The sequence below is a fragment of the Streptomyces sp. NPDC046915 genome (assembly GCF_040644935.1).
In the GTDB taxonomy this organism is placed as follows: Bacteria; Actinomycetota; Actinomycetes; order Streptomycetales; family Streptomycetaceae; genus Streptomyces.
Window position 1 is genome coordinate 128,391 of the sequence record NZ_JBEYXB010000004.1, and the last position, 21,012, is coordinate 149,402.

General features: G+C 72.1%; 21 protein-coding genes. 14 read left to right on the plus strand and 7 right to left on the minus strand.

The genetic code is table 11. The features are described from left to right. Window positions 1–141: 141 nt before the first annotated feature. The gene (locus ABZ915_RS11905; protein ID WP_361799811.1) at window positions 142–423 is read right to left on the minus strand and encodes an HPr family phosphocarrier protein; all 282 of its coding nucleotides are present in this window, start codon (window positions 421–423) and stop codon (window positions 142–144) included. A 175-nt stretch (window positions 424–598) separates the two neighbouring features. On the opposite strand from ABZ915_RS11905, the gene ABZ915_RS11910 reads away from it, so the two are divergent. From ABZ915_RS11910 to ABZ915_RS11925, 4 genes are all read left to right on the plus strand, one after another. After that, complete coding sequence (locus ABZ915_RS11910) at window positions 599–3,436, plus strand: GNAT family N-acetyltransferase (protein WP_361799814.1); 2,838 nt, start codon at window positions 599–601, stop codon at window positions 3,434–3,436. A 94-nt stretch (window positions 3,437–3,530) separates the two neighbouring features. Further along, window positions 3,531–4,127 carry a DUF5998 family protein gene (locus ABZ915_RS11915; RefSeq protein WP_361799817.1) on the plus strand — a complete coding sequence of 199 codons (597 nt, stop codon included), beginning with the start codon at window positions 3,531–3,533 and terminating at the stop codon, window positions 4,125–4,127. Next, a complete protein-coding gene (locus ABZ915_RS11920; protein ID WP_361799820.1) occupies window positions 4,127–5,329 on the plus strand; it encodes a nucleotide pyrophosphatase/phosphodiesterase family protein in 1,203 nt (400 codons plus the stop codon). The genes ABZ915_RS11915 and ABZ915_RS11920 overlap by 1 nt, the downstream gene beginning before the upstream one ends. A 76-nt stretch (window positions 5,330–5,405) precedes the next feature. Continuing rightward, window positions 5,406–6,056 (plus strand): thymidine kinase, encoded by a 651-nt coding sequence (locus tag ABZ915_RS11925; protein ID WP_132850617.1) that lies wholly within the window; start codon window positions 5,406–5,408, stop codon window positions 6,054–6,056. Between the two features lie 46 nt (window positions 6,057–6,102). Here the strand turns inward: ABZ915_RS11925 and ABZ915_RS11930 are convergent, their stop codons facing one another. Continuing rightward, the gene (locus ABZ915_RS11930) at window positions 6,103–6,918 is read right to left on the minus strand and encodes a VOC family protein (protein ID WP_361799824.1); all 816 of its coding nucleotides are present in this window, start codon (window positions 6,916–6,918) and stop codon (window positions 6,103–6,105) included. Window positions 6,919–7,172: 254 nt separating this feature from the next. Between ABZ915_RS11930 and ABZ915_RS11935 the strand changes: the two genes are divergently transcribed. Further along, window positions 7,173–8,024 carry a sulfurtransferase gene (locus tag ABZ915_RS11935; RefSeq protein ID WP_361799827.1) on the plus strand — a complete coding sequence of 284 codons (852 nt, stop codon included), beginning with the start codon at window positions 7,173–7,175 and terminating at the stop codon, window positions 8,022–8,024. A gap of 102 nt (window positions 8,025–8,126) precedes the next feature. Here ABZ915_RS11935 and sepH read toward each other — a convergent pair whose 3' ends face one another. The 3 genes from sepH to ABZ915_RS11950 form a co-directional block, all read right to left on the minus strand. Beyond that, window positions 8,127–9,161, minus strand: a complete 1,035-nt coding sequence (sepH, locus tag ABZ915_RS11940) for a septation protein SepH (protein ID WP_361799830.1) — start codon at window positions 9,159–9,161, stop codon at window positions 8,127–8,129. A gap of 412 nt (window positions 9,162–9,573) precedes the next feature. Beyond that, window positions 9,574–10,902, minus strand: a complete 1,329-nt coding sequence (locus ABZ915_RS11945) for a D-arabinono-1,4-lactone oxidase (RefSeq protein WP_361799833.1) — start codon at window positions 10,900–10,902, stop codon at window positions 9,574–9,576. Next, window positions 10,862–12,100, minus strand: a complete 1,239-nt coding sequence (locus tag ABZ915_RS11950; protein ID WP_361799836.1) for an MFS transporter — start codon at window positions 12,098–12,100, stop codon at window positions 10,862–10,864. The genes ABZ915_RS11945 and ABZ915_RS11950 overlap by 41 nt, the downstream gene beginning before the upstream one ends. Before the next feature lie 173 nt (window positions 12,101–12,273). On the opposite strand from ABZ915_RS11950, the gene ABZ915_RS11955 reads away from it, so the two are divergent. Continuing rightward, on the plus strand, window positions 12,274–13,401 hold the full coding sequence (locus ABZ915_RS11955; protein ID WP_361799839.1) for a ferrochelatase: 1,128 nt from the start codon (window positions 12,274–12,276) through the stop codon (window positions 13,399–13,401). A gap of 8 nt (window positions 13,402–13,409) precedes the next feature. Further along, window positions 13,410–14,225: an inositol monophosphatase family protein gene (locus ABZ915_RS11960; protein WP_361799842.1), complete on the plus strand. Its 816-nt coding sequence runs from the start codon at window positions 13,410–13,412 to the stop codon at window positions 14,223–14,225. 102 nt (window positions 14,226–14,327) lie between these two features. Here ABZ915_RS11960 and ABZ915_RS11965 read toward each other — a convergent pair whose 3' ends face one another. Continuing rightward, complete coding sequence (locus ABZ915_RS11965; protein WP_361799845.1) at window positions 14,328–14,501, minus strand: hypothetical protein; 174 nt, start codon at window positions 14,499–14,501, stop codon at window positions 14,328–14,330. A 418-nt stretch (window positions 14,502–14,919) separates the two neighbouring features. Here ABZ915_RS11965 and ABZ915_RS11970 point away from each other — a divergent pair, with 418 nt between their 5' ends. From ABZ915_RS11970 to ABZ915_RS11985, 4 genes are all read left to right on the plus strand, one after another. Then, window positions 14,920–15,573 (plus strand): response regulator transcription factor, encoded by a 654-nt coding sequence (locus tag ABZ915_RS11970; RefSeq protein ID WP_003993508.1) that lies wholly within the window; start codon window positions 14,920–14,922, stop codon window positions 15,571–15,573. A gap of 5 nt (window positions 15,574–15,578) precedes the next feature. After that, a complete protein-coding gene (locus ABZ915_RS11975) occupies window positions 15,579–16,832 on the plus strand; it encodes a HAMP domain-containing sensor histidine kinase (RefSeq protein WP_361799848.1) in 1,254 nt (417 codons plus the stop codon). Between the two features lie 392 nt (window positions 16,833–17,224). Continuing rightward, on the plus strand, window positions 17,225–17,521 hold the full coding sequence (locus ABZ915_RS11980) for a DUF4193 domain-containing protein (RefSeq protein ID WP_003993510.1): 297 nt from the start codon (window positions 17,225–17,227) through the stop codon (window positions 17,519–17,521). 13 nt (window positions 17,522–17,534) lie between these two features. After that, the gene (locus ABZ915_RS11985; RefSeq protein ID WP_361799851.1) at window positions 17,535–18,455 is read left to right on the plus strand and encodes a hypothetical protein; all 921 of its coding nucleotides are present in this window, start codon (window positions 17,535–17,537) and stop codon (window positions 18,453–18,455) included. A 39-nt stretch (window positions 18,456–18,494) separates the two neighbouring features. On the opposite strand, the gene ABZ915_RS11990 is transcribed toward ABZ915_RS11985, so the two are convergent. Further along, the gene (locus ABZ915_RS11990; protein WP_361799854.1) at window positions 18,495–18,959 is read right to left on the minus strand and encodes a DUF3093 domain-containing protein; all 465 of its coding nucleotides are present in this window, start codon (window positions 18,957–18,959) and stop codon (window positions 18,495–18,497) included. A 58-nt stretch (window positions 18,960–19,017) separates the two neighbouring features. Here ABZ915_RS11990 and ABZ915_RS11995 point away from each other — a divergent pair, with 58 nt between their 5' ends. Genes ABZ915_RS11995 through ABZ915_RS12005 form a run of 3 tightly spaced genes read left to right on the plus strand, consistent with a single transcriptional unit; the run spans window position 19,018 to window position 20,937 of the window. Then, a complete protein-coding gene (locus tag ABZ915_RS11995) occupies window positions 19,018–19,602 on the plus strand; it encodes a PaaI family thioesterase (protein ID WP_361799857.1) in 585 nt (194 codons plus the stop codon). Further along, complete coding sequence (gene dut / locus ABZ915_RS12000) at window positions 19,599–20,168, plus strand: dUTP diphosphatase (RefSeq protein WP_361799860.1); 570 nt, start codon at window positions 19,599–19,601, stop codon at window positions 20,166–20,168. Before ABZ915_RS11995 ends, dut begins: the two co-directional genes overlap by 4 nt. A 1-nt stretch (window position 20,169) precedes the next feature. Beyond that, on the plus strand, window positions 20,170–20,937 hold the full coding sequence (locus tag ABZ915_RS12005; RefSeq protein WP_361799863.1) for a DUF3710 domain-containing protein: 768 nt from the start codon (window positions 20,170–20,172) through the stop codon (window positions 20,935–20,937). The last annotated feature ends 75 nt before the right edge of the window (window positions 20,938–21,012 follow it).

The window sequence follows — 21,012 nt, forward strand, 5'->3', positions numbered from 1 at the left end:
GCCGTATACAAAGAAGAGTAATTCGGCGGGGGTATTTTCCGCTGCCTGAATTCATGGCGCTCCCGGAATTCCCGGTAAACACGGCGGAGCCGCGCCGCCCGAATGGGCCGACGCGGCTCCGCAGTTCTGTGCGGTGTGCGCTCAGACGGTCTCGGGCAGTTCCTCGAGTCCCTCGGAGACCAGCTTCGCCAGCCGGTCCAGGGCGGCGTCCGCACCCTCGGCGTCGGAGGCGAGGACGATCTCCTCGCCGCCCTGGGCGCCGAGGCCGAGGACGGCCAGCATGGAGGCCGCGTTGACCGGAGTGCCGCCGGTCTTGGCGATCGTCACAGGCACGCCTGCGGCCGTGGCGGCTCGGACGAAGATGGATGCGGGGCGGGCGTGGAGGCCCTCGGCCCAGCCGACGTTGACGCGGCGCTCAGCCATGTGTTGCTGCCCTTCGGTTCTCAGGGTTGTCTAGACCAGTTTCCCATATCGTGAAGCATGCCCGGACGGTCCTTCGTCCCGTCCGGGTGTGTCCTCGGATCGCGGCCTCGATCCGATGTCGTCCTCCACAGACTGCCTCGCGCCGTTGTCGGACGCGAGCCGTACTCTGGGGCCCATGCAGACCCCGGCGGACCGGCAGGACCGGCACGAGTACCCCGCCCACTGGGAGGCGGACGTGGTGCTGCGCGACGGCGGAACCGCGCGCATCCGGCCCATCACCGTTGATGACGCCGACCGGCTGGTCAGCTTCTACGAACAGGTCTCGGACGAGTCGAAGTACTACCGCTTCTTCGCGCCCTACCCGCGGCTGTCGGCCAAGGACGTCCACCGCTTCACGCACCACGACTTTGTGGACCGGGTGGGACTCGCGGCCACGGTCGGCGGCGAGTTCATCGCCACCGTACGCTATGACCGCATCGGCGCCGACGGCATGCCCGCCTCCGCACCCTCCGACGAGGCCGAGGTCGCCTTCCTGGTGCAGGACGCCCACCAGGGCCGTGGGGTCGCCTCCGCTCTCCTCGAACACGTCGCGGCCGTCGCGCGCGAGCGGGGCATCCGCCGCTTCGCCGCCGAGGTCCTCCCCGCCAACACCAAGATGATCAAGGTGTTCACGGACGCCGGGTACACCCAGAAGCGCAGCTTCGAGGACGGCGTCGTACGCCTGGAGTTCGACCTCGAACCCACCGACCGCTCGCTCGCCGTCCAGCGCGCGCGGGAACAGCGCGCCGAGGCGCGGTCGGTGCGGCGGCTGCTGGTGCCGCGGTCGGTCGCCGTCGTCGGCGTGGGCCGCGCGCCCGGGGGCGTGGGGCGCGGCGTCCTCGGCAACCTCAGGGACGCCGGCTTCACCGGACGCCTGTACGCCGTCAACAAGGCCTACCCCGAGGACCTGAAGGAGGCCGGCGGGGTGCCCGCGCACCGCTCGGTGCGGGAGATCGACGACCCCGTGGACCTGGCCGTCGTGGCCGTGCCCGCCGAGCACGTGCCCGAAGTGGTCGCCGAGTGCGGTGAGCACGGCGTACAGGGGCTCGTCGTGCTCGCCGCCGGGTACGCGGAGGCCGGGCCCGACGGGCGCGAGCGACAGCGCGCACTCGTCCGGCAGGCGCGCACGTACGGCATGCGGATCATCGGGCCGAACGCCTTCGGGGTCATCAACACCTCCGAGGAGGTGCGGCTCAACGCCTCCCTGGCACCCGAGATGCCCCGCCCCGGCCGCATCGGGCTGTTCGCCCAGTCCGGCGCCATCGGCATCGCGCTGCTGTCCCGGCTGCACCGGCGCGGGGGAGGGGTCACCGGCGTCACGGGCGTCTCCACCTTCGTGTCGTCCGGCAACAGGGCGGACGTCTCCGGCAACGACGTCCTCCAGTACTGGTACGACGATCCGGACACCGACGTCGTCCTCATGTACCTGGAGTCCATCGGCAACCCCCGCAAGTTCACCCGGCTCGCCCGGCGGACCGCCGCGGCGAAACCGCTGGTGGTGGTGCAGGGAGCCGGGTCCGCGCCGCAGGGGCACGCGGTACGGGCCACGCGGCTGCCGCACGCCACCGTGTCCGCACTGCTCAGGCAGGCCGGGGTGATCCGGGTGGACACGATCACCGAACTGGTCGACGCGGGACTGCTGCTCGCCCGGCAGCCGCTGCCCGCCGGGCCGCGGGTGGCGATCCTGGGGAACTCGGAATCGCTGGGGCTGCTGACGTACGACCAGTGTCTCGCGGAGGGGCTGCGGCCGATGCGTCCCCTGGACCTCACGACGGGGGCGTCCGCGGAGGACTTTCACGCGGCGCTGTCCCGGGCGCTGGCCGACGACACCTGTGACGCGGTGGTGGTGACCGCCATACCCGCGATCGGTGAGGCGTCGCCGGGGGACGCGGAGCTGGCGGAGGCGCTGCGGTCGGCCGCCGCCGGGGTGCCGGGGAAGCCGGTGCTCGTCGTGCACGTGGAGCTCGGGGGGCTCGCGGAGGCGTTGTCGGCCGCGGCGAGTACGGCACCGGCGTCCGTCGAGCGGGGGGACGCCCACCGCCCCGCGGCACGATGGCCGGCCGCGCCACAGACGCGGGAAACCGTGCCTCCTGACACCTCCCGGGCCGACTCGCGGCTCATCCCCGCCTACCCCGCCGCCGAGCGGGCCGTACGGGCTCTCGGGGAAGCCGTGAAGTACGCGCAGTGGCGAAGGGAGGCCGCCACCCCGGGGAAGGTGCCCGAGTACGAGGACATCGACGAGAAGGGGGCCGCCCGGCTGATCGACGGGATGCTCGCGCGCGGGCAGGGCCTGACGCTCGGGACGGAGGAGACCTGCGAGCTGCTCGGGAAGTACGGCATCCGGGTGCACCGCGCGCTGCCCGCGCCCACCCCGGACGCCGCCGCCGAAGCCGCCCGCACCCTCGGCTACCCCGTGGCCCTCAAGGCGACCGCCCCGCACCTGCGGCACCGCGCCGACCTGGGCGGCGTACGCCTCGACCTCGCGGACGAGGAGCAACTACGCCGGGCCTACGCGGAGTTGACCGAGCTGTTCGGCAGGCCCGAGGAGCTGCGGCCGGTGGTGCAGAGGATGGCACCGCGCGGCGTCGACACCGTCGTACGGGCCGTGATCGACCCGGCGGCCGGGGCGGTGCTCTCCTTCGGGCTCGCCGGAGCGGCCTCGCAGCTGCTCGGTGACACGGCGCACCGGCTGGTTCCGGTGACCGACCGGGAGGCGACCTCCCTGGTGCGGTCGATCCGGACGGCGCCGCTGCTGTTCGGCTGGCGCGGCTCGACCCCCGTGGACACCCCGGCCCTGGAGGAGCTGCTGCTGCGCGTGTCCCGCCTGGTCGACGACCACCCCGAGGTCGTCGCGGTCACCCTGGAGCCCGTCGTGGTCGCCTCGCGGGGCCTGAGCGCCCTCAGCGCCTCCGTGCGCCTCGCACCCCCGCCCGCCCGCGACGACCTCGGCCCGCGCACCCTGCCGGTCTACTGAGCCGGACAGGCGGTGGGCAGGCACCCGCGTACGGCCGGAGGACCCGGCCCGGCTGCCTCTGACTGGCCCGGACCGCCCCTGCCCACGGATTAGGATGGACGCCATGGCCAAGACCAGTACGACGTCCCAGGGGCTGCGCGCGGCGATCGAGCGCAGCGGCTACTACCCGGCCCTCGTGGCCGAGGCGGTGGAGGCCGCCGTGGGCGGCGAGCCCATCCGGTCGTACCTGGTCCACCAGGAGACCACGTTCGACCAGAACGAAGTGCGGCGGCACGTCACCGTACTGGTCCTCACCGGCAACCGCTTCATCGTCAGCCACACCGACGAGCAGGCCGCCGACAGCACCTCCCCGACGCCGTACGCCACGACGTCCACCGAGTCGGTGAAGCTCAGCCGGATCTCGTCGGTCGTCGTCAGCCGCGTGGTCGCCAACCCGGAGCAGTACACCCCGGGCACCCTGCCCCGCGAGGTCGTGCTGACCATCGGCTGGGGCGCCGTCTCCCGCATCGACCTGGAGCCCGCCGCCTGCGGTGACCCCAACTGCGAGGCCGACCACGGCTACACCGGCAATTCCACGGCCGACGACCTCAGCCTGCGCGTCAGCGAGGCCGGGGACGGCCCGGAGACGGTGCGCCAGACGCTCGTCTTCGCGCAGGCCGTCTCCGAGGCGACCGCGGACGTCACACGCTGATGTCCCAGTCCGCAGCCGCAGCCTGGGACCACCCGGAACCGCTCTCCCCCGACTCGGCACCGCTGCCCGAGTACGGCACCGGATCGCTCGCCGACCTGCTGCCCACCCTGGCCGCCGGGATGGCCGTACCCGGCATGACCGCCGCGATCACGGAGCTGACCCCGGCGGACCGCAACTGCGTCTTCCTGATCGACGGCCTCGGCTGGGAGCAGATCAAGGCCCATTCCGACGAGGCCCCCTTCCTGACCTCGCTGCTCGGCAGCTCGCGCGGGGGCACGGGCCGCCCGCTCACCGCCGGGTACCCGGCGACCACCGCGACCTCCCTGGCCTCCGTCGGCACCGGCCTGCCGCCGGGCGCGCACGGCCTGCCCGGCTACACGGTCCGCAATCCGGCGACCGGCGAGCTGATGAACCAGCTCCGCTGGAATCCGTGGACCCCGCCCGGCCCGTGGCAGCCGTACCCCACCGTCTTCCAGCTGGCCCAGAAGGCGGGTGTGCACGCCGCCCAGGTGTCCTCCCCGACCTTCCAGAACACCCCGCTGACCAAGGTCGCGCTCAGTGGCGGGACGTTCTTCGGGCGGCTGACCGGCGAGGAGCGCATGGACCTCGCGGCCGAGCAACTGGCGGCCGGCGACCGCTCCCTGGTCTACACGTACTACGCCGAACTCGACGGCGCCGGGCACCGCTACGGCATCGCGTCCGACACCTGGCTCGGCCAGCTGATGCACGTCGACCGGCTGGCCCAGCGCCTGGCCGAGCAACTGCCCCCGCGCAGTGCGCTCTACATCACCGCCGACCACGGCATGGTCGACATCCCGTTCGACGAGCAGCACCGCATCGACTTCGACGAGGACTGGGAACTGCGCGCCGGGGTCGCCCTGCTGGGCGGCGAGGGACGAGCCCGCCACGTGTACGCGGTGCCGGGCGCCGAGAACGACGTCCTGACCGTCTGGCGCGAGGTGCTCGGCGAGCAGTTCTGGGTGGCCTCGCGGGACGAGGCGATCGCGGCGGGCTGGTTCGGGCCGCCCGGTGAATGCGAAGACCGTGTGTACCCGCGCATCGGTGACGTGGTCGCGGCCGCGTACGACGACGTGCTGCTCATCGCCTCCGAGCGGGAGCCGAAGGAGTCGTCCATGGTCGGCAACCACGGTTCCATGACCCCTGCCGAGCAGTTGGTTCCGTTGCTCGAAGTACGCTCCTGAAGACCTCGCCGCCGAACCGCAGTCGTCTCCGTCCCCGCCGTACCCGCCGTCTCCGCCGAAAGGTGCTCACCCCGCCATGCCCGAGCTGGTGTTCTTCTCCGGAACCATGGACTGCGGGAAGTCGACCCTGGCTCTCCAGATCGAGCACAACCGCTCCGCGCGCGGTCTCGTCGGCATGATCTTCACCCGTGACGACCGGGCCGGCGAGGGCAAGCTGTCCTCCCGCCTCGGCCTGGTCACCGACGCGGTCGAGGTCGAGGACGGGCAGGACCTGTACGCGTACCTCGTCGAGCACCTCTCGCAGGGCGGCCGCGCGGACTACGTGATCGCGGACGAGGCGCAGTTCCTGGCGCCGGAGCAGATAGACCAGCTCGCCCGCGTCGTCGACGACCTGGGCCTGGACGTGTACGCCTTCGGCATCACCACCGACTTCCGCTCCAAGCTGTTCCCCGGCTCCCAGCGGCTGGTGGAGCTGGCCGACCGGGTCGAGGTGCTCCAGGTCGAGGCGCTGTGCTGGTGCGGCGACCGGGCCACCCACAACGCCCGTACGGTGGGCGGTGTCATGGTGGTCGAGGGCGCCCAGGTGGTCGTCGGCGACGTCAACCAGTCCGCGGACGAGATCGGCTACGAGGTGCTCTGCCGCCGCCACCACCGCCGTCGCATGACGGCGGCGACGGCCCGCGCGGCGGCCCTGTCCCCGGACGTCCTGCCCGTCTCCTCTCCCTGAACGGACCGCTGAGCAGAGCGCTGAACGGACCGCTGAGCAGACCGCGCTAGCGCGGATCCTGGACCACCGAGAACGGCGCGCCCTCCGGGTCCGTCACCGTCGCGACCCGGCCGTGCGCGGTGTCGTGGGCCGGTTCGAGGACCCGGCCGCCCAGCCCGGCCACCTGCCTCAGCGTGTCGTCCGCGTCGTCGACCTGGAAGTACGTCAGCCAGTGCGGGCCCCGGTCCCGGGGCAGGGAGTGGCCGACACCGTGGATGCCGGCGACCGGACTGTCCGCCAGACGCAGGGTCACATAGTCGAAACCGGCGGCGACCTCCGGCTCCTCCGGACCCTCTTCGTACCCGAACACCGTCTTGTAGAACTTGCTGACGCTCACGGTCTCGAAGGTCAGCAGCTCGTTCCAGGCCGGCGTGCCGTGGACGCCGGTGACGGCCGTGCCGGGGTGCCCCGGCGCCCCCTGCCAGACACCGAACACGGCCCCCGAGGTGTCGGAGCCGAGGACGAGCCGCCCGTCGTCGGCCGCGTCCAGGGGACCCACACCCACGGTGCCGCCGCACAGCCGTACCGTCTCGGCCGTCCGGCCCACGTCGTCCGAGGCGAAGTACGGCGTCCAGGCGGTGGGCAGTTCGAGGTCCGGCGCCAGCTCGCCGATGCCCGCCACCCGGCGCCCGTCGAGCAGGGCCCGCACATACGGGCCGAGCTGCTGGGGGCCGGGCTCGAACTCCCAGCCGAAGAGCTCCCCGTAGAACTCCTCGGTCGTGGTCAGCCCGTGCACCATGAGACTCACCCAGCAGGGTGTGCCGGGCGCGCGCCGACCGTGCGTGCCGCCGTTCGGGCCGGCCGACCCCCGTGCCTCGGTCATCGTCACTCTCTCCCCGGCCCCTCGCGGTGGCCGTGTCGCTTCCGCTTCCCGCATCCACGTGCACAGACCGCGCGCACGCCCCGTGCCGATGCCCGCCCCGTGCGTGGCCCCCCGGTGCCACGGCAGCGCCGCCAGGTGTTCATCGGATGTACAGCATGTGCCCGATCCCGTACGCCTGGTGATCGAGCCTGTCCGGCGGAGCAGAGTAGTCGGACCTGGACGACGCGGCCACCCCTGACGTATGGATGGACGCCATGAAAGCCATCATCACCGCAACGGAACTCGCGCACGACTTGACCGGGGCCAATCCGCCCGTGCTGCTGGACGTCCGCTGGCAGCTCAGCATGGCCAAGGCGGCCGGGGCGCCGGCCTTCGACGGACGGGCCGAGTACGCGGCCGGGCATCTGCCCGGCGCCGTGTTCGTCGACCTGGACGCGGAACTCGCCTCGGCGCCGGGGGAGCGCGGCCGTCATCCGCTGCCCGACCTGGCGGAGTTCGGCGCCGCGATGCGCCGGGCGGGTGTGTCGCCGGGCCGGCCCGTGGTCGTCTACGACGGGGGGCAGGGCTGGGCGGCCGCGCGTGCGTGGTGGCTGCTGCGCTGGACGGGTCACCCGGACGTGCGGGTCCTCGACGGCGGGTTGCCGGCCTGGGAGGGCCCCCTTCCGGCGGACGTACCCGCCCCGGCCGAGGGCGACTTCGAGCCGGCGCCGGGTCCCGGGGGACTCCTCGACGCGGATGCCGCCGCCGCGCTGGCCCGCTCCGGCGTGCTGCTCGACGCCCGGGCGGCGGAGCGGTACCGGGGGGACGTGGAGCCCATCGACCGGGTCGGCGGGCACATCCCGGGCGCCGTGTCCGCGCCGACGACCGAGAACGTGAGGGCGGACGGCCGGTTCCTGCCCGCCGAGGAACTGCGGGCCCGCTTCAGGAACCTCGGCGCGTCGCCGGACGCCGAGGTCGGCGTCTACTGCGGCTCGGGTGTCTCCGCGGCCCACGAGGCGCTGGCCCTCGCGGTCGCGGGCATCCCGGCGGCGCTGTACGTGGGCTCCTGGTCGGAGTGGTCCTCGGATCCGTCCCGGCCGGTGGCGACGGGGCCCGACCCGCAGTAACGGGGAACCACGGGCGAAGCGGACGGCGAACAAAGGGGGCTTCCGGTGCGGAAGCCCCCTCCGTGTGCGGCCGTACGGTCCGCCGCGCCTGCTTCTTGCGCGCTACTCCTGCTTCTTGCGCCGGGTCCCGAACACGATCTCGTCCCAGCTGGGAACGGCGGCCCGGCGTCCGGGGCGGACCCCGTCGGCCTCGGCCTGGCGGTCGGTGGCACCGATGAGGCGGTCGCGGTGGCTGGCGACCGAGCGGGGCATGAGGACGTCGGCGTAGGCGGAACCGGCCGAGGCCGCCGGGGCGGGGGGCTCCTCCGCCTCCGGTTCGGTCTCCGGCGGCTCCTCGGGGGACTCCGCGGGCCGCTCCGGGACCACCAGGTCGCCCCGGAAGCTGGGCACCGCCTCCAGCAGGCTGGTCAGTGAGTCGCGCTCGCCCGTGATCTCCTCGGCCGGCTCGGGCGCCTGCGCCGGCAGGCTGGGCCGCTCCCGGTCCAGGGCACGGTCCAGCGGGCGGTCACGCGGCAGCCGGGCGATGCGCGGCACGAAGGGGAAGCTCGGCTCGGGCGAGCCGAGGTCGTCGGACTCCCCGATCAGCGAGCGCGCCTCGTCGTCGACGGCCTGGACGAGCCGCCGGGGCGGGTCGTACGTCCAGCTCGCCGAGTGCGGCTCGCTCGCGACCAGGTAGACCAGCAGGACCTCCCAGGTGCCGTCGTCGCGGCGCCAGGAGTCCCACTGCACGGTGTCCTTCTCGGCACCGCGCAGCAACAGGCGCTCCTGGACGGCCTCGCCGAGCAGCGGACCGGAGTTCTCGCCGGGCCGGCGGACCGGGGTCTTGCGGGCTCTTTCGGCCATGAAGGCGCGCTCGGCCAGTACCGGACCCTCGAAGCGCCGCACCCGGTCGACGGGGATGCCGGCGAGCTGCGCGACCTCTTCCGCGGTCGCGCCCGCACGTATCCGCGCCTGGATGTCACGGGGGCGGAGATGGCTCTCCACCTCGATCTCGATCTGGCCGAGGCGGGGCCGGTCGCCGCGCACGGCGGCGCGCAGGCGTTCGTCGATCGGAAGCGTGTACTCCGTAGAATCGGCAGCCTTCAGCACCAGCCGTGTGCCGTCATTGGAGACGGCCACGACACGCAGTTCGGGCATGGGGACCTCCCGGGTGGTGCCTGCCGACGTCACGTGCGTCGCTGCTTCCGCTAGTCGAGTGTGGCCTGCCCGGGTGCAGCCTGCCACAACCTTGCCGAGTTGCCCGGCGTGTCGGGCACGGGCCCGGGAACGCCGTTATGGCACGGTTACCTATTCGCAACGCTAAGTGACCAACTCCGTCACCCTGTGCAACTAGCCCCCTCCCGGCGGTCCTTCGAGGCCCCGGACACCCTGGCGGGAGACCGGTCCCAGGGCTCGCAACAGTACTCCATTTGGACCATGTGCGTGGATGGGCGCGCCGCCCAACTTCTGGCAAGGGGCAGGAGTCCGCCGTCCGCAAGCGGTTTTCGCGATCATGAGCGTGGCATGCTTCACACGATCCCCGGAAGCGGAGGCAGTGGTTTCGCCGTGACTACGCCCCCAGTACCCGCCGCAGGTAGTCGTTCTGGAACCGCCGGTCCGGGTCCAGCCGGTCCCGCAGGGCGGTGAACTCGCCGAAGCGGGGGTAGACCTCGGCGAAGTACGCGGCGTCCCGTGTGTGCACCTTGCCCCAGTGTGGCCGTCCCTCGTGCGCCGTGAAGATGCGCTCGGCGGCGGTGAAGTACGCCTGATAGGGGGTGCCCTTGAACATATGGACGGCGACATAGGCACTGTCCCGTCCCGAGGCGGTGGACAGGGTGATGTCGTCGGCCGGGGCGGTGCGCACCTCGACCGGGAAGCTGATCCTGAGCTTCGAACGGTCGACCATCGCCTTGAGTTCCCGAAGCGTGTCCACGAGGGCCGCGCGCGGGACGGCGTACTCCATCTCCACGAACCGCACGCGGCGGGGCGAGGTATAGACCTTGTAGGGGATGTCCGTGTACGTCCGTGCGGACAGCGCCCGGCTGGATATCCGGGCGACGGCCGGGATGGTCGCGGGCACCGCGCGGCCGACCCAGTTGGCCACCTGGAAGGCGCCGTTGGAGAGGAGCTCGTCCTCGAACCAGCCGGACAGCTGCCCGATCGGCTTCTCCGGTCCGGCGCTGCGGTTGTTGCGCTTGGTGTTGGTGCTCCCGGTGTGCGGGAACCAGTAGAACTCGAAGTGTTCGTTCTCCGCCCAGTGTTGGTCGAACTCGGCCAACACCCGGTCGAAGGGCATCGGTTCCTCGCGGGCCGTGAGCAGGAAGATCGGCTCCACGGCGAAGGTGATCGCGGTGACGATGCCCAGGGCGCCCAGGCCGATGCGGGCGGCCGCGAAGAGCGCGCGTTCCTCCTCGGTCCCCTTCTCGGAGCAGGTGAGCACCGAGCCGTCCGCCGTGACCAGCTCAAGGCCCTTGATCTGGGCGGCTATGGAGGCCGATTCCCGGCCGGTGCCGTGCGTGCCGGTGCTGGTGGCGCCGGAGACCGTCTGCTCCATGATGTCGCCCATGTTGGTCAGCGACAGGCCCTCGCGGGCCAGGGCGACGTTGAGTCTCCTGAGCGGGGTGCCCGCCTCGACGGTGACCGTCATGGCCTCGCGGTCGATGCTGCGGATACCGGTCAGGAGCTGAGGGCGGATCAGCACACCGTCGGTGGCCGCGATGGCGGTGAAGGAGTGCCCGGTACCGACGGCCTTCACCTTCAGACCGTCCTCGGCGGCCCGGCGCACCGCCGCGGCGAGTTCCTCCACCGAGGCGGGAGTCACCTCCCGCGCGGGACGGGCGACGACGTTGCCTCCCCAGTTACGCCACGTGCCGTTCTTCCCGCTCGCTGTGGTGCTCAAGGGTGCCTCCCCGACCCGGAGCCGGCCTGTTGAGCCGGCGGTACCCGAGGAAACCGACCGCGACCGCGACGGCTCCGGACACGGCCGGAACCCCGTACCCGGCGTGCGCGCCGGCTGCGTCGATCACCCAGCCGGCCACGGAGGAGCCGAGCGCGACCCCGACCGCCAGGCCGGTGCTCACCCAGGTCATCCCCTCGGTGAGGTGCGCGCGAGGTACGTGCTCTTCGATGAGGGACATCGTCGTGATCATCGTCGGTGCGATGGACAGGCCCGCAACGAACAGCGCCACGGCCAGAAGCGACAAGTTTCCGACCAGTAGGAGGGGGATCATACTCACGGCCATCGTGCATATGCCCAGCAGCCACCTGCGTTCCGGCGACCCCGCCAGGCGCAGCAGCCCGAACACCAGTCCGGCCGTGCAGGAACCCGCCGCGTACAGCGCCAGGACCACGCTGGCCGCGGCCTTGTGGCCGCGCTCGTCGGCGAAGGCGACGGTGACCACGTCGACCGCCCCGAAGATCGCTCCCGAGGCGACGAAGGTGGCCACCAGCACCTGCAGGCCCGGGGAGCGCAGGGCGCTGCCGCCGCCCTGGTGCGCACGCGGGTGCGGCTCGGGCTCGGTGGCGCGCTGGGCGGTCAGCCAGAAGACCCCGGCCGCCAGGAAGCAGCCGGCCAGCAGCGGGCCGGCCTCGGGGAACCATGCCGTGGACAGGCCGATGGAGATGATCGGCCCGAAGATGAAGCAGACCTCGTCCATCACGGACTCGAACGAGTACGCCGTGTGCAGCTGGGGAGTGCCCCGGTACAGCGCGGCCCAGCGGGCCCGGACCATCGCGCCCAGGCTCGGCACACAGCCGATGCCGGCCGCGCAGACGAACAGCACCCAGTCCGGCCACTCCAGGTGCGCCGCCAGCAGCAGCCCGGTCACGGCGGCGAGCGCTCCCAGCGTCGCCGGACGCAGCACCCTGCGCTGGCCGTACCGGTCCACCAGCCGGGATATCTGCGGCCCGATCGCGGCGGCGGACAGCGCCATGGTGGCGGACAGCGCACCCGCGAGCCCGTAGCGCCCGGTGAGCTGCGAGACCATCGTGACCACGCCGATGCCCATCATCGACAGCGGCATCCGGCCGAGGAAGCCCGCGGCGGAGAAGCGCTTGCTGCCGGGGGCGGCGAACAGGGCGCGGTAGGGGCTGGGCACGGGGGGCTCCGGTCTTCGGGCGTAAGGCGCGTATGCGGCTGATAGAGCTTACGAGTTAGGTGACCCTAATGCACCCGGAAATGCGAGAGGTGAAACCGGCCGAAAACCGGCCGGAACCCGACTCTTCACTCCACTGTTTCCGGGCCGTCAGTGCCGGGTGGCAGGATCGAGCCATGCCAGACGTGCTCGATGCCACCCCCTACGACGCCCTGCTCCTGCTCTCGTTCGGCGGCCCGGAGGGCCCGGACGACGTGGTGCCCTTCCTGGAGAACGTGACCCGCGGGCGCGGTATCCCCAAGGAACGCCTCAAGGAAGTCGGGCAGCACTACTTCCTGTTCGGCGGGGTCAGCCCCATCAACGGCCAGAACCGCGCCCTGCTGGACGCCCTGCGCAAGGATTTCGCCGAGCACGGCCTGGACCTGCCGGTCTACTGGGGCAACCGCAACTGGGCCCCGTACCTGACGGACACCCTGCGCGAGATGGTCGCGGACGGCCGCCGCCGCATCCTGGTGCTCGCCACCAGCGCCTACGCCTCGTACTCGGGCTGCCGCCAGTACCGCGAGAACCTCGCCGACTCGCTGGCCGCTCTGGAGGCCGAGGGACTGGAGCCGCCGAGGATCGACAAGCTGCGCCACTACTTCAACCACCCGGGCTTCCTCCAGCCCATGATCGACGGGGTGCTCGCCTCCCTCGCCGACCTCCCCGAGGACGTCCGGGCCGGCGCCCACCTCGCCTTCACCACCCACTCCATCCCGACCGCCGCCGCCGACACCTCAGGACCCGTCGCGGTCCACGGGGAGGGCGGCGCGTACGTCGAGCAGCATCTGGACGTGGCCCAGCTGATCGCCGACGCGGTCCGCGAGCGCACCGGCGTCGACCACCCCTGGCGGCTCGTCTACCAGTCCCGTTCCGGCGCCCCGCAGATCCCCTGGCTGGAGCCGGACATCTGCGACCACCTCGAGGAGCTGCACGGGTCGGGGGTGCCGGCGGTCGTCATGGCGCCCATCGGCTTCGTCTCCGACCACATGGAGGTCCGCTACGACCTCGACACGGAGGCCACGGCCAAGGCCGAGGAACTGGGCCTGCCGGTGCGCCGCTCCGCCACCGTCGGCGCCGACCCGCGGTTCGCCGCCGCGGTCCGCGACCTGATCGTGGAGCGCGCCGCCGCCGAGCGCGGCCAGGAGATCGCGCCCTGCGCCCTTGGCGCCCTCGGGGCGAGCCACGACGTCTGCCCGGCCGGCTGCTGCCCGGCCCGCGCTCCCCGCCCGGCCGCCGCGGGCGCCGACAGCCCCTACGCATGAGGAGCCCCGTGACCGACAGCCTGCACACGGACCTGCTGGGGCTCGCCCAGGACGCCGCCCGCCGGGCGGCGGAGCTGCTGCGGGACGGCCGCCCCGCCGACCTCGCGGTCGCCGCGACGAAGTCGAGCCCGATCGACGTCGTCACCGAGATGGACATCGCGGCGGAGAAGCTGATCACCGACCTGATCTCGGCCCAGCGCCCCGACGACGGCTTCCTGGGCGAGGAGGGGGCCGCCACCGAGGGCACGAGCGGCATCCGCTGGGTGATCGACCCGCTCGACGGCACGGTGAACTACCTGTACGGGCTGCCCACCTGGTCGGTGTCCATCGCGGCCGAACAGGACGGCGAGACCGTGGTCGGCGTCGTGGCCGCCCCGATGCGCGGCGAGACGTACCACTCGGTACGCGGCGGCGGGGCCTGGGCCACCGGCGCCTGGGACGGCGAGCGCCGGCTGGCCTGCCGGCCCGCGCCGCCCCTGGACCAGGCGCTGGTCTCCACCGGCTTCAACTACGTCTCCGAGGTCCGCGCCCACCAGGCCGAGGTGGCCGCGAGGCTGATCCCGCGGCTGCGCGACATCCGGCGGGGCGGCTCGGCGGCGGTGGACCTGTGCGACCTGGCCTGCGGCCGGCTGGACGGGTACTACGAGCGCGGGCTCAACGCCTGGGACGTCGCCGCGGGTGACCTGATCGCCCGGGAGGCGGGCGCGCTGACCGGTGGACGGCCCGGAGAGCGCCCGTCACGCGACCTGACCGTCGCGGGCACCCCGGGGGTCTTCGAGCCCCTCCAGCGGCTGCTGGAGGACTTCGGGGCCTGGCACGACTGACCGTCGAAGGGACCGCCAGACGCAGCAGGGCCCCGGCGCTGGATTCGCCGGGGCCCTGCTGTCGCACGGCTCGTACGAGGCCGCACGGGTGTCACAGGCCGATCAGACGCTGGGCGCGCCGACCTCCACACCGTGTTCGGCGGCGAGGCGGCGCAGATCGTCGAGCTCTGCCATTTCCACCTCGACGAGGAAGTCGTCGCCCTCGTCGCGAGCCCGCGTCAGGTCGGACTCGGTCGTCCTTATGCGCTGCAGAAGTCCTGCGGTGAAAGCGTCCATGCTGCGCCCCCTCGTCCTGGGTCGTGGGTCGGTGGCACGGGGGTGTGCCGTTCGGGAAGGGGCGATCACGTCTCCTGTAGGTGCCCAGCGCTGCCCGGGCTGGGCGGCGACGGTGCCGGACACCCACGCCCACTCTGCTGATAAGCGGATCGCGGAGTACCACATGGTGCTGCGGCACATGCAGAGCGTGATCGCGGGGTGTAAAGCCGTCCTCCCCCCGCTCCCTTCCGCGGAAACCTCAACCGGAGGAGAAAATCTCGCATTCCCGTCCGGAGCGCGTGATCCACCGGGGCCACCGCTGTCTTACAGCCGACTTATGGCGGAAAAGGGCAGGATGGAGGTCACGACAATCCCGTCAAGACCCCTGCCCGGGCGCGCTCAGGCGCGCTACGCGGGTGGACACAGGAAGGACAGCGACGTGCGCGTACTCGTCGTCGAGGACGAGCAGCTGCTCGCCGATGCGGTGGCCACCGGACTGCGCCGGGAGGCCATGGCCGTCGACGTCGTGTACGACGGTGCGGCCGCCCTGGAACGCATCGGCGTCAACGACTACGACGTGGTCGTCCTCGACCGCGACCTCCCGCTGGTGCACGGCGACGACGTCTGCCGCAAGATCGTCGAGCTCGGCATGCCCACGCGCGTGCTGATGCTCACCGCGTCCGGCGACGTCAGCGACCGGGTCGAGGGCCTGGAGATCGGCGCCGACGACTACCTGCCCAAGCCGTTCGCGTTCAGCGAGCTCATCGCGCGCGTGCGTGCCCTCGGCCGGCGCACCAGCGTGCCCCTGCCGCCGGTCCTGGAGCGCGCCGGCATCAAGCTGGATCCCAATCGCCGCGAGGTCTTCCGCGACGGCAAGGAGGTCCAGCTCGCGCCGAAGGAGTTCGCCGTCCTGGAGGTGCTGATGCGCAGCGAGGGTGCCGTCGTCTCCGCCGAACAGCTGCTGGAGAAGGCCTGGGACGAGAACACCGATCCGTTCACCAACGTGGTCCGGGTGACCGTGATGACGCTGCGCCGCAAGCTGGGCGAGCCGCCCGTCATCGTCACCGTGCCCGGCTCCGGCTACCGGATCTGATGGCCGTGGCCACCACGCCCGCGCCCACGCAGACGCCCCCGAAGCCCACCTGGGACCCCAGAAGGCCGGAGCCGCCGTTCCCCTGGCTGCGCCCCACCATCCGGATAAGGCTGACGCTGCTGTACGGCGGCATGTTCCTGATCGCCGGCATCCTGCTGCTGTCGATCATCTACCTGCTGGCGGCGCAGGCCATCAGCACGGGCAACCAGCCGCCCTTCAAGATCGTGAGCGCCAGCAACGAGATCAAGGTCACCAGCCCCGACTGCCCCGCGGTCAACAACGCCTCCGGCCTGACGCTCACCCAGTTCAACTCGGCGGTCAGCGAGTGCATCGACCACTCGCGCCAGGCCGCCCTGGACAACCTGCTCAGCCGCTCGCTGCTGGCCCTGCTGGGCCTCGCCGTGATCGCCTTCGCGTTCGGCTACGCCATGGCAGGCCGCGTGCTGTCGCCGCTCGGCCGGATCACCCGCACCGCGCGCGCGGTGGCCGGCTCGGACCTGTCCCGCCGGATCGAGCTGGACGGCCCGGACGACGAGCTCAAGGAGCTCGCGGACACCTTCGACGACATGCTGGAGCGGCTCCAGCGGGCCTTCACGGCGCAACAGCGCTTCGTCGGCAACGCCTCGCACGAGTTGCGCACGCCCCTGGCGATCAACCGCACGCTCCTGGAGGTGCACCTCTCGGACCCGGGCGCGCCCATGGAGCTGCAACAGCTGGGCAAGACGCTGCTGGCCACCAACGAGCGCAGCGAGCAGCTCGTGGAGGGCCTGCTGCTGCTCGCCCGCAGCGACAACCAGATCGTCGAGCGCAAGCCCGTGGACCTGGCCGAGGTCGCCTCGCAGGCCATAGACCAGGTGCACGCCGAGGCCGAGGCCAAGGGTGTCGGGATCCGGGGCGAGTGCAAACCGGCCGTCGTCCAGGGCAACGGCGTCCTGCTGGAGCGGATCGCGCTGAATCTGGTGCAGAACGCCGTGCGGTACAACACGGCCGAGGACGGCTGGGTCGAGGTCGTCACGGAGGTGCAGCACGGGCAGGCGGTGCTGGTCGTCTCGAACACCGGGCCGGTCGTGCCCGCGTACGAGATCGACAACCTCTTCGAGCCCTTCAGGCGGCTGCGTACGGAGCGCACGGGCAGCGACAAGGGTGTGGGCCTCGGCCTGTCGATCGCGCGGTCCGTGGCCCGCGCGCACGGCGGCCACATCTCCGCGACGCCGAGGGAAGGCGGTGGTCTCGTGATGCGAGTCACGCTGCCGATCTGACCGGACCGTGACACTCACGGGGATGTTCGCTTTGCGCGGAATTTTCCGGCAGCCCTGCGCACATCACCGTGTGTGATCGATCACATGGGCAACATTCCGGCCATCTACTCTCCGTGATCAAGAACCCAGGTGGAAAGCCGGGAAAATCCGGGTTTTCGGGGGTCCTGATCACGGGAAGTACACGGTGAGATGCCTTTGAGGTGCGGCACCCGGACCGTGTACGGTCCCCATCGCCATCCCAGCCGATCACTCTTGAGGGGTCCGGTTGGGTGTCGATTGAGTAACAGACCTTGATGTGAGGCAAAATCTCCGCCTCAGGTCGGGCACAAGTCCGGCCTCTCACGCGTTACGTGCGCTGGAGACACCGCAGACACCCAGAGGGGGAGAGCGACATGGCAACCGACTACGACACCCCACGCAAGACCGACGACGACGTTGATTCGGACAGCCTCGAAGAGCTGAAGGCCCGGCGCAACGACAAGTCCGCGTCGGCCGTGGACGTCGACGAGTTCGAGGCCGCCGAAGGCCTGGAACTGCCCGGGGCAGACCTCTCCAATGAGGAGCTGGCCGTCCGGGTCCTGCCCAAGCAGCAGGACGAGTTCACGTGCATGAGTTGCTTCCTGGTGCATCACCGCAGCCAGCTGGCCCGCGAGAAGAACGGTCAGCCGATCTGCCGCGACTGCGACTGAGGACGGGTCGGCCGTGACTGGCTCGACCCCACCTCGGAAGCGCCGTTTCCGCCTGCCGGAAGCGGACCAGGGGCCGTCCGACGGCCCGCACGACGCGCGTGACGACGAGCGGGGCTCGCCCGGAACGGGAGCCTCGCTCGAACCGGTGGCCGACCGGAGTGACCTCCCGGCGTCCGCACGGCGAACCGCGGCCGTCGCCCTGCGGCGGGCCGCGGCGATCCGGGAGAAAGCCCGGGAAAGGGCCCGGGAAGGCACCCGTAAGGGCGGCAGCCGCGCCAGGGCGGGGCTTGCCTATGTCACCGACCGGATCATCGAGATCGCCCCGCGAATCCCCGTACGGGACCTCGCGGCCTTGCGCCGGCAGTTCCCGGGCCTCGGGCCCGAGCAGCTCGCCGACAAGCTGGTGGCGGGCGCCGCGACCGCGACCTCCACGGTCGGGGCCGGGATCGGTGCGGCGGCGATGCTGCCGGTGCCGCCCGCGATGCCCACCGAGCTGGCCGCGGAGATCACCGGGGTCGCGGCGATCGAGCTCAAGCTCATCGCCGAGCTCCACGAGGTCTACGGCGTACGGCCGCCGGGCAGTCTCAAGGGCCGCAGTACCGCGTATCTGTCCTCCTGGTCGGAGGAGCGCGGCATCGACGTGATGAAGCCGTCGACGATCAACACCGCCCTCGGGGGCCCGATGAAGCGCCAGCTGCGCCAGCAGGTCATGAAGCGGACGGTGCGCGACCTGCCCAACCTGATGCCCTTCATGGTCGGCGCCGCCGTCGGGGCGGTCATGAACCGCCGCGACACCAAGAGACTGGCGGCACGGATCCGGGCCGACCTGCGCAAGATCCAGGTGCCGTGGGACGAGCTGACCGCACTGCCCCCGCTCGAGGCCCCCGAGGAGCCGCTGGCGATCGGGGACATCGCCAAGGAGCTCGATGACTGACCGGGACTGACCGGTTCTGAACGGGTCTGACCGGGCGCCCTACGCCACGGCCTCCCGCGCCGCCGCGATCGCGGCCGCGAGCCCCTTCGGATCCCGGGTCGACAGGTACAGGTACGGCGTCGGGTCCGCCGGATCGGTGACCTCGACGCGCAGGGCCGTCGGGATGTAGGCGCGCAGCAGGAGGAAGGCGCGGGTGTCGGCCTTGTACGTGCGCCAGGCCCGGGCCTCCTCCGCGTCCAGGAACTCCGCGTCGCCCAGCGCCGTCACCGGGATCTTCGCCTCGCCCGCGATCAGGGAGTCACCCACCACACGGATCCGGACCGAGCCGTAGGAGCTCGCGACGACGGCCGCCGCCGCCGTGCCGCCGACCAGGCCGCCGAGCAGCGGCAGGGGGCCGAAGGGCAGCAGGACCAGGGCGAAGGCGACCCCCACCAGGAAGCTGATCAGCCACCAGGAGCGGGGGGCGGTGAGGCGTTCGTCGTACGGGGTGGCGGAGAGCTGCATGGAGCCAAGCTTGGCACGGTGAACGGGCACCCCCGACGCGCGGGTAAGGTCTGCGGCTGTGAGTGGTGGTTCCGCAGTTCTTCAGCCCCCGGCCGACGCCGTGAAACCCGTTCGGCACCCCGATGCTCCCGCACCCGGTGAGCTCCTCGGCGCCCATTACGGCCAGTGCTTCGGCTGCGGCGGCGAGCAGCCGCACGGGCTGCGTCTGGCGGCCCGCGCGGGCGAGGGCGTGTCCCTGACCGCCGAGTTCACCGTGCAGCCCGCCCACCAGGGCGCCCCCGGCCTCGCGCACGGCGGGGTGCTCGCCACCGCCCTCGACGAGACCCTCGGCTCGCTGAACTGGCTGCTGCGGACCATCGCCGTGACCGGACGGCTGGAGACGGACTTCGTACGGCCCGTGCCCGTGGGGACCACCCTCCATCTGGAGGCCGAGGTGACCGCCGTCGCCGGGCGGAAGATCTACTCCACCGCCACCGGCCGGATCGACGGCCCCGACGGCCTCGTCGCCGTCCGCGCGGACGCGCTCTTCATCGAGGTCGAGGTCCAGCACTTCGTCGACAACGGCCGCCCCGAGGAGATCCGGGCCGCCATGGACGACCCCGACCGGATCCGGCGCGCCCGCGCCTTCGAGGTGAACCCGTGAGCCCCGAGCCCCTGGCCGGCCGTGACCCCGTCCACGTACTGATCCGCCGCGTCGACCCCGACGTACCGCTCCCGGCGTACGCGCACCCCGGTGACGCGGGAGCCGATCTGCGCACCACCGAGGCCTGCGAACTGGCGCCCGGCGAGCGCGCCGTTCTGCCCACGGGAGTGTCCATCGCCCTCCCGGAGGGGTACGCGGCCTTCGTGCACCCGCGATCCGGACTCGCCGCCCGCTGCGGTGTCGCCCTCGTGAATGCCCCGGGGACGGTTGATGCCGGGTACCGTGGGGAGATCAAGGTGATCGTGGTGAATCTCGACCCGCGCGAGAGTGTGCGGTTCGAGCGCTTCGACCGGATCGCCCAACTGGTCGTCCAGCAGGTCGAGAGGGTCCGCTTCCAGGAGGTGGCGGAGCTTCCCGACTCGGCGCGGGCCGAGGGGGGCTTCGGGTCCACCGGCGGTCATGCCGCGGTGGGCGACGTGAGCGGCACAAGCGGTCGGGCCGCCGAGGGCGGCCGGACGGGTGGGTATCGATACGCTTCGGTCGTATCCGACCGGGAAGGACAGTGACGTGTTCGGACGTCGCAAGAAGAAGGGTGCCGCCGAGGACGCGGCCGGCGAGGCCGAGCAGGTCGTCGACAGCGTCGACACCGAGGCGGACGAGGATGAGGAGGCCGGGCGCGAGCGCGTCCGGCTCGAGCCGGAGCCGCGGCCCGACGGGCCCTGGGACAGCTCCGAGGTGCGCGACCCGGCCGAGGGCCGGGTGGACCTGGGCGGTCTGTTCGTGCCCGGCGTAGACGGCATGGAGCTCAGGGTCGAGGTCGCGGGCGACGCGATCGTCGCGGCGACCGTCGTACTGCGCGACAGCGCCATCCAGCTCCAGGCCTTCGCCGCGCCCAAGCGCGAGGGCATCTGGGGCGAGGTGCGCGAGGAGATCGGGACCGGTATCACCCAGCAGGGTGGCATCGTCGACGAGGTCGAGGGGCCGCTCGGCTGGGAGCTGCGGGCCCAGGTGCCGGTGCAGCTGCCGGACGGCACGGGCGGTTTCCAGGTCGTCCGGTTCGTCGGCGTGGACGGGCCCCGCTGGTTCCTGCGCGGCGTGATCTCGGGGCAGGGCGCGGTGCAGCCGCAGGCGGCCGGGCTGCTCGAGCAGATCTTCCGGGACACGGTCGTGGTGCGCGGCGAGGGCCCGATGGCGCCTCGCGACCCGATCGTCCTGGAGCTGCCGAACGACGCCCAGATGGTGCCCGAGGGCCTCCAGCAGGACGAGGGCGGCTCCCGCTTCTCCGGCGGCATGGGGCAGTTGCAGCGCGGGCCGGAGATCACCGAGGTCCGCTAGGGCCTGTCCGGCGGATCAGCGGGAAAGGGGCAGGCCGTGCCCCGCGTCCGCGGCATGATTCGCGGAACACGCCCT